Here is a 4,472-nt window from a genome sequence, read left to right on the forward strand (position 1 = left end):
TTGGCGATAAGGTCACTGTGCATCGTCATATTCCTGTTCGTCGGTGCTGAACGTCCAACTTGCTAGGCTGCTGACCTGAAATTCACGGTCGCAAGACGGGCACTCGACCGCGTGCGGGCCGTCCTCGCTGTAGAGATGCCAAGCCTCGTTGTCGGCAATGTCGAAGTCGTCGCCGCAATGCGGGCACTTCGGCTTGTCATTGCCCCAGAAGTCGATGCTGCTACCAGATTTCAGAGCCTTGAGACGGTCACTGCGCATCACGGCCTCCTTTCAGCGAGCGGATTGCGGCAGCGAGAGCGTGCCAGTCGGATGGGCGAAGCTTTACAGCCTCTTGGGCTGGGAGAGTTCCAGCGCCATCCTCTGCCTTGGATAGTGCGCGCTCCAGAGCCCGCACCTCGTCGGGAGACAGGATCGCATAGCCGGCGGCGCGCAATGCTGCGATGACGCTTTCCGCCCTAATTCCTGGGCTTACCGTGTAGCGCTCCAGTTCTTCGGCTATCACGTCCCGCGCGCTCATGGCTTGGCTCCTGCGAGGGCGGCTTCTATAGCGTCGAATGCGCATCTGGCATCTTCGCCGCTCTCGAAACTCAGCGTGATCTTGTCGGCGCAAAGCGAGAGGACGCACTCAGGTATATCCAGCGCCTCCCTTATCGCGCTCGCGTCGGGTGGGGTGGTTCCGATGAATATCGGGCGGACCTCTCGCCCTTCGGCTTCACGAGGCTTCTCCCATCCGCATACATGCCAGCGATCTTCATCCCATCGCTTGTCGCGATAGGCCCATCCGACTTGAACCGGCTCCGCCTCTCCGGCAGGCTCGGCAAGGGCGGAGAGGATTTCAGCAAGGCGTGACCACCACGGATATTCGCCGCCGTTGGATATTTCGCGGCACTGTTCGATGTAACGACACAGTTCGCCGCTTGGCATCTTCACCCGCGCCCCGGCAAGGCGCTGGGCGGCTTCGGTCTTGATCAGCCCCGCAACCTGATTGGATTTGCGAGCAGCGATGTCGCGAAACTCACCCCGCTCCCGCTTCACCTGCTCAAGCTCGGCGCGGAGGGCTTCGTAGTCGGATAGCAGGACAACATCAGCCGTCAGGTTGACGTAATTGCCACCAGTCGTCATGCGGCGAATGGGCGTGCCCTTGAAGACTTCAACCATCTGCGTTGCCTCCTTCACGGGCGCGGCGGGCGGCGCGGAGATGGCCGACGCGTAATCTGCCAGACATGGAGTATCGGGCATTGCTGATCGGCCAGAATATGTCGTCGTCAGTCTCGTCATCGCCAATGTCATGCTCGGCAACTGCCGCAAACGGCTCTAACGCCTCCCGCAGCCGCGCCACCTCGGCTTCCAAGGCTTCGATGCGGGCGAGAAGAGGCCGCGCCGCGTCAATGACGGCGTGAGCCTGCCTGAGCACTTTTTCTTCCGAGATATTGGGATCGTACGTGTCCCACGCCTTAAGCGCCTTCACGATCTCACTCGACATGGCCAGCCTCCACGGTGGGGGATGCGGCAAGCATGGCGCGGTATGCCGAACAGTCATCTGTGTGAGGACCGCGCTCGCCAACCTCCTGCGTGCCGCAATTCTTCTGGCGCCAGAATGCTCCAAGCATTTCCGGCGTCGGATCTACCGGAACCAGCTTCCAGCCTTCCGGCACCCCACCACCTGCGGAGAGACGGAGCGCGGTGGCGGCTTGAGATGTCAAGTATTCCTTGACTACTGCCAGCGCGCGTTCCGCGTCACCACGCCACCCGACCTTCCGATCTTCGGATAGCGTTTCCCATGGCGTATCGTCTAATACAGTGTCGCCTCGGATGGCATCGGCCATCTTGTCGATTAACTCTCCGGGATTCCCGGATAGTTCATCAGGCGGCGTTGCGGCTTCGAGGTACGCGCGGATGGCAGCGATCACAGTTCGCGCCGTCCAAAATCCGTTCGTGTCGGATTCAACTTCCCTCTCTATGTCGCTTATGGCATCCATCACCGCCAGCGCTTTTTCATTGAGATCGATCATGCGGTTTCTCCCGTGCTCGGGTTGAACGCGGGCCGGGATACCTGACCGCGTTTTACGTTGTTGATGACAAGCAGCGCCCGCTCACGATTGGGGTAGGCCGCATAGAGGAAAGCCGCCGTGGTGACGGGATCGATGCCGACCGATTTCCAGTATTCGCGCTCGCCCATGGAGTGCTGGCGGCGGTGCTCGTCGGGATGCAGCGGGAGCGCCCAGCAATCGCTTTCCTTCGACGCCTTGCCGCGTCCGAGCTTCCCGGCACGGGGTTCGGCATAGGAGACATGGGCAGCATCGACCGGCTCGCGGCGCGTGACTATGCAGGGCAGGGAGCGGATGAAGTCGAGATAGGCTGGCTTCTCGACGCGCTTTGATGCTTTGCCGGTCGGCTGGAGCGAGAACGCGGTCGGGGCCTTGCGCAGTTGCATCGCCATTACTGCACCTTCCTTCCTGCCTTGAAGCAACCGTCAGGCCAGTAGCTGTGGAAGCTGTCCTCCCATCCGAGGCAGCGGGCTTCCTCGCCTTCGTAGGCGCTGCACGAAGGGCAAAGCGCGCGATCCGGCTCGTCTAGCGCCTTCATGTCGGACGGCTTGACCTTGATGACCAGGCTGTCGTTCTTGAACACGTCGCGGGCGGCGATCTTCTCTCCGCATGCGGACGGACCATCATCAACGCGGACGATGAAGCGCAGCCTATTTTCCTCGATCACAGTGCCGTGGTAGATGAGATCGATGCCGTGATCGTCGTCGTAGTCGCTGCGCTCCCATGAGGTCCAGATGAAGCGGACGCGTTGGCCGGGATGAAACAGCGGCTTGCGATGGCCACAGCGAAAATTCACGACGGTGACATGCAGACCGGAAATGCCATTGGCAATCTCACGCCTGCGAAGGCAAGTCGCTTTATCGACCGCGCAGTTCTTGCATGGCTTGTAGTAGGCCATCATGCGCCTCCCATCGGACGAGACGCGGCCTTGACGCGCACGACCTTCCTCGGAAGGCGATGTCCGACCTCCTGCAAAAGCTGGACGTGCTTGTTCACGTAGACCGCCAGCCGCTTCTTGCTTCTGCGGGCTTCTGATGAGGCTGACACGGCAGAGGCGCGGGGCTTCATGCTGCCACCTGCAAATTCTTGCGCCAGTTAAAGAAACCAAGCTCGCCCCGAACAGGGATAAAATCGACTGGACGGGCATTGCGCAGGACGAAGCCAAAGCGGCCGAAAAACCACGGGCTGTCACTCACCCGAACGCAATCGACAATCTCGGCAACGCCGATGATCCCGCCGCGATCTAGCCGGTATGGAGCGGCACAGACGCCATGCCACTTCGTCAGCCATTCTTGGTCCCGCGCGCTGCCGATGGTACTGGTGATAAAGGCGGCGGCGTCTGCATACTCTTGCTTGCCCATGCCCTTTGCGGCATGGATGCAGACGGGGCCGCGAACGGCGGTGTACCAATCCCGGTTCTCGATATCCTTCCCGCCGTTTACGATAGCCCATGCCCACGGCTGACGGATGGATATGGCTCTTGTGGGCAGATCGCTCATGCCACCGCCCTCCTGATCGCGTTGCCGCTGGTAATCATCTGAAATCCATCCTCGAACACGACGCGGATGCTGTTCATCTTGCCGCGTGCCGTGACGGCGCATCGCTGGCCTTTGCGGCCTTGCCGGTGCCAGAAATAGACGTAGGGGAAGGTCATGCGGCCGCCCTCCGTTCGCGCTCGGAAACCCATCCGTAGGTTTCAGCAAGCCACCGCTGCGCGGCTTCCAGAAATGCGATGAACTCAGGTTCAGCCATCTTGTCGAAGCTGATCGAGCCAGGTATTGCGACGGTCATGCCGTTCGGCAGCCGGATCAGATCCACAACGCCGGTTTCAAGCTTGATGACTTCGTGAAGCCGTTCGGGTGTGAGCGCGCATTCGGTCGCCGCGACCATTTCATGCAGCATGGCCCAATAGGCGCGATGGCGGGCGACGTTGCGGAACTCTTTGACCTCGATGCGAACAAGCTGTCCATTCGCCACGCCTTCCAGAGCGCGCATATCCATGTCCATATCAGGGACGAGGGCGCTCCCGTTCTTGCGAAAGGCGTAGATCGGCTTTTCCGGTTTCCTTGCCATGTTCTTTCCTCGTTTCTAACCCTCCCCGGACGCGAGACCTGTCGGGGAGGGGCGCTTGGGAGGGCGCTATCCGGCGTTGATCGGGTGATTGGCGGTTTCGGCGCGAAGGACGCGAGCGATATGCGGCTTGCGAAGGTCGAAGGCCTTCTGCATGGCGTCATCGTCGCCGGTCAGCGTGGCCTCGACATCGTAGTCATCCCAAATCTGGATGACCTCATCGTGCGTCTTGCCCGCCGCCATGGACACGTCGAGTTCGGACAGGAAGGCATCCAGATCGAACGGTTCGCCGTCCTGAATGGCTTCGATGACTTCGCCGGTTTCCTCGACCACCTGTTCATGCTCGATGGTTTC

11 protein-coding genes are annotated in these 4,472 nt (G+C 60.8%); all 11 read right to left on the reverse strand.

Going from position 1 to position 4,472, the window contains the following annotated elements; translation table 11 throughout:
* Positions 1-12: 12 nt before the first annotated feature.
* Entirely contained in the window at positions 13-258 is a 246-nt protein-coding gene (locus tag DES43_RS21900; RefSeq protein WP_133676395.1) for a hypothetical protein, read from the reverse strand.
* Entirely contained in the window at positions 248-517 is a 270-nt protein-coding gene (locus tag DES43_RS21905; protein ID WP_133676397.1) for a hypothetical protein, read from the reverse strand. The genes DES43_RS21900 and DES43_RS21905 overlap by 11 nt, the downstream gene beginning before the upstream one ends.
* Positions 514-1,158: a hypothetical protein gene (locus tag DES43_RS21910; protein WP_133676399.1), complete on the reverse strand. Its 645-nt coding sequence runs from the start codon at positions 1,156-1,158 to the stop codon at positions 514-516. Before DES43_RS21910 ends, DES43_RS21905 begins: the two co-directional genes overlap by 4 nt.
* On the reverse strand, positions 1,151-1,483 hold the full coding sequence (locus DES43_RS21915) for a hypothetical protein (RefSeq protein WP_133676401.1): 333 nt from the start codon (positions 1,481-1,483) through the stop codon (positions 1,151-1,153). Before DES43_RS21915 ends, DES43_RS21910 begins: the two co-directional genes overlap by 8 nt.
* Positions 1,473-2,012, reverse strand: a complete 540-nt coding sequence (locus DES43_RS21920; RefSeq protein WP_133676403.1) for a hypothetical protein — start codon at positions 2,010-2,012, stop codon at positions 1,473-1,475. The genes DES43_RS21915 and DES43_RS21920 overlap by 11 nt, the downstream gene beginning before the upstream one ends.
* Positions 2,009-2,440 carry a DUF968 domain-containing protein gene (locus tag DES43_RS21925; RefSeq protein ID WP_245514625.1) on the reverse strand — a complete coding sequence of 144 codons (432 nt, stop codon included), beginning with the start codon at positions 2,438-2,440 and terminating at the stop codon, positions 2,009-2,011. Before DES43_RS21925 ends, DES43_RS21920 begins: the two co-directional genes overlap by 4 nt.
* Positions 2,440-2,949, reverse strand: coding sequence for a hypothetical protein (locus DES43_RS21930; protein ID WP_133676405.1), 510 nt, complete (start codon positions 2,947-2,949; stop codon positions 2,440-2,442). Before DES43_RS21930 ends, DES43_RS21925 begins: the two co-directional genes overlap by 1 nt.
* Positions 2,950-3,112: 163 nt before the next feature.
* Positions 3,113-3,547, reverse strand: coding sequence for an ASCH domain-containing protein (locus tag DES43_RS21935; RefSeq protein ID WP_133676407.1), 435 nt, complete (start codon positions 3,545-3,547; stop codon positions 3,113-3,115).
* Positions 3,544-3,702, reverse strand: a complete 159-nt coding sequence (locus DES43_RS22590) for a hypothetical protein (RefSeq protein WP_166647817.1) — start codon at positions 3,700-3,702, stop codon at positions 3,544-3,546. The genes DES43_RS21935 and DES43_RS22590 overlap by 4 nt, the downstream gene beginning before the upstream one ends.
* Complete coding sequence (locus DES43_RS21940; RefSeq protein ID WP_133676409.1) at positions 3,699-4,121, reverse strand: hypothetical protein; 423 nt, start codon at positions 4,119-4,121, stop codon at positions 3,699-3,701. Before DES43_RS21940 ends, DES43_RS22590 begins: the two co-directional genes overlap by 4 nt.
* A 66-nt stretch (positions 4,122-4,187) precedes the next feature.
* The coding region (locus tag DES43_RS22595) for a hypothetical protein (RefSeq protein ID WP_425359079.1) at positions 4,188-4,472 on the reverse strand (285 nt) is incomplete at its 5' end.

The organism is Aquamicrobium defluvii (assembly GCF_004363725.1).
Taxonomy (GTDB): domain Bacteria; phylum Pseudomonadota; class Alphaproteobacteria; order Rhizobiales; family Rhizobiaceae; genus Mesorhizobium; species Mesorhizobium defluvii.

Bases quoted from the DNA above. Each gene is read 5' to 3' on its own strand.
- DES43_RS21915 (WP_133676401.1), bottom strand. From the start codon at position 1,483: ATGTCGAGTGAGATCGTGAAGGCGCTTAAGGCGTGGGACACGTACGAT.
- DES43_RS21940 (WP_133676409.1), bottom strand. From the start codon at position 4,121: ATGGCAAGGAAACCGGAAAAGCCGATCTACGCCTTTCGCAAGAACGGG.
- DES43_RS21910 (WP_133676399.1), bottom strand. From the start codon at position 1,158: ATGGTTGAAGTCTTCAAGGGCACGCCCATTCGCCGCATGACGACTGGT.
- DES43_RS21930 (WP_133676405.1), bottom strand. From the start codon at position 2,949: ATGATGGCCTACTACAAGCCATGCAAGAACTGCGCGGTCGATAAAGCG.
- DES43_RS21920 (WP_133676403.1), bottom strand. From the start codon at position 2,012: ATGATCGATCTCAATGAAAAAGCGCTGGCGGTGATGGATGCCATAAGC.
- DES43_RS21900 (WP_133676395.1), bottom strand. From the start codon at position 258: ATGCGCAGTGACCGTCTCAAGGCTCTGAAATCTGGTAGCAGCATCGAC.
- DES43_RS21905 (WP_133676397.1), bottom strand. From the start codon at position 517: ATGAGCGCGCGGGACGTGATAGCCGAAGAACTGGAGCGCTACACGGTA.
- DES43_RS21935 (WP_133676407.1), bottom strand. From the start codon at position 3,547: ATGAGCGATCTGCCCACAAGAGCCATATCCATCCGTCAGCCGTGGGCA.
- DES43_RS21925 (WP_245514625.1), bottom strand. From the start codon at position 2,440: ATGGCGATGCAACTGCGCAAGGCCCCGACCGCGTTCTCGCTCCAGCCG.
- DES43_RS22590 (WP_166647817.1), bottom strand. From the start codon at position 3,702: ATGACCTTCCCCTACGTCTATTTCTGGCACCGGCAAGGCCGCAAAGGC.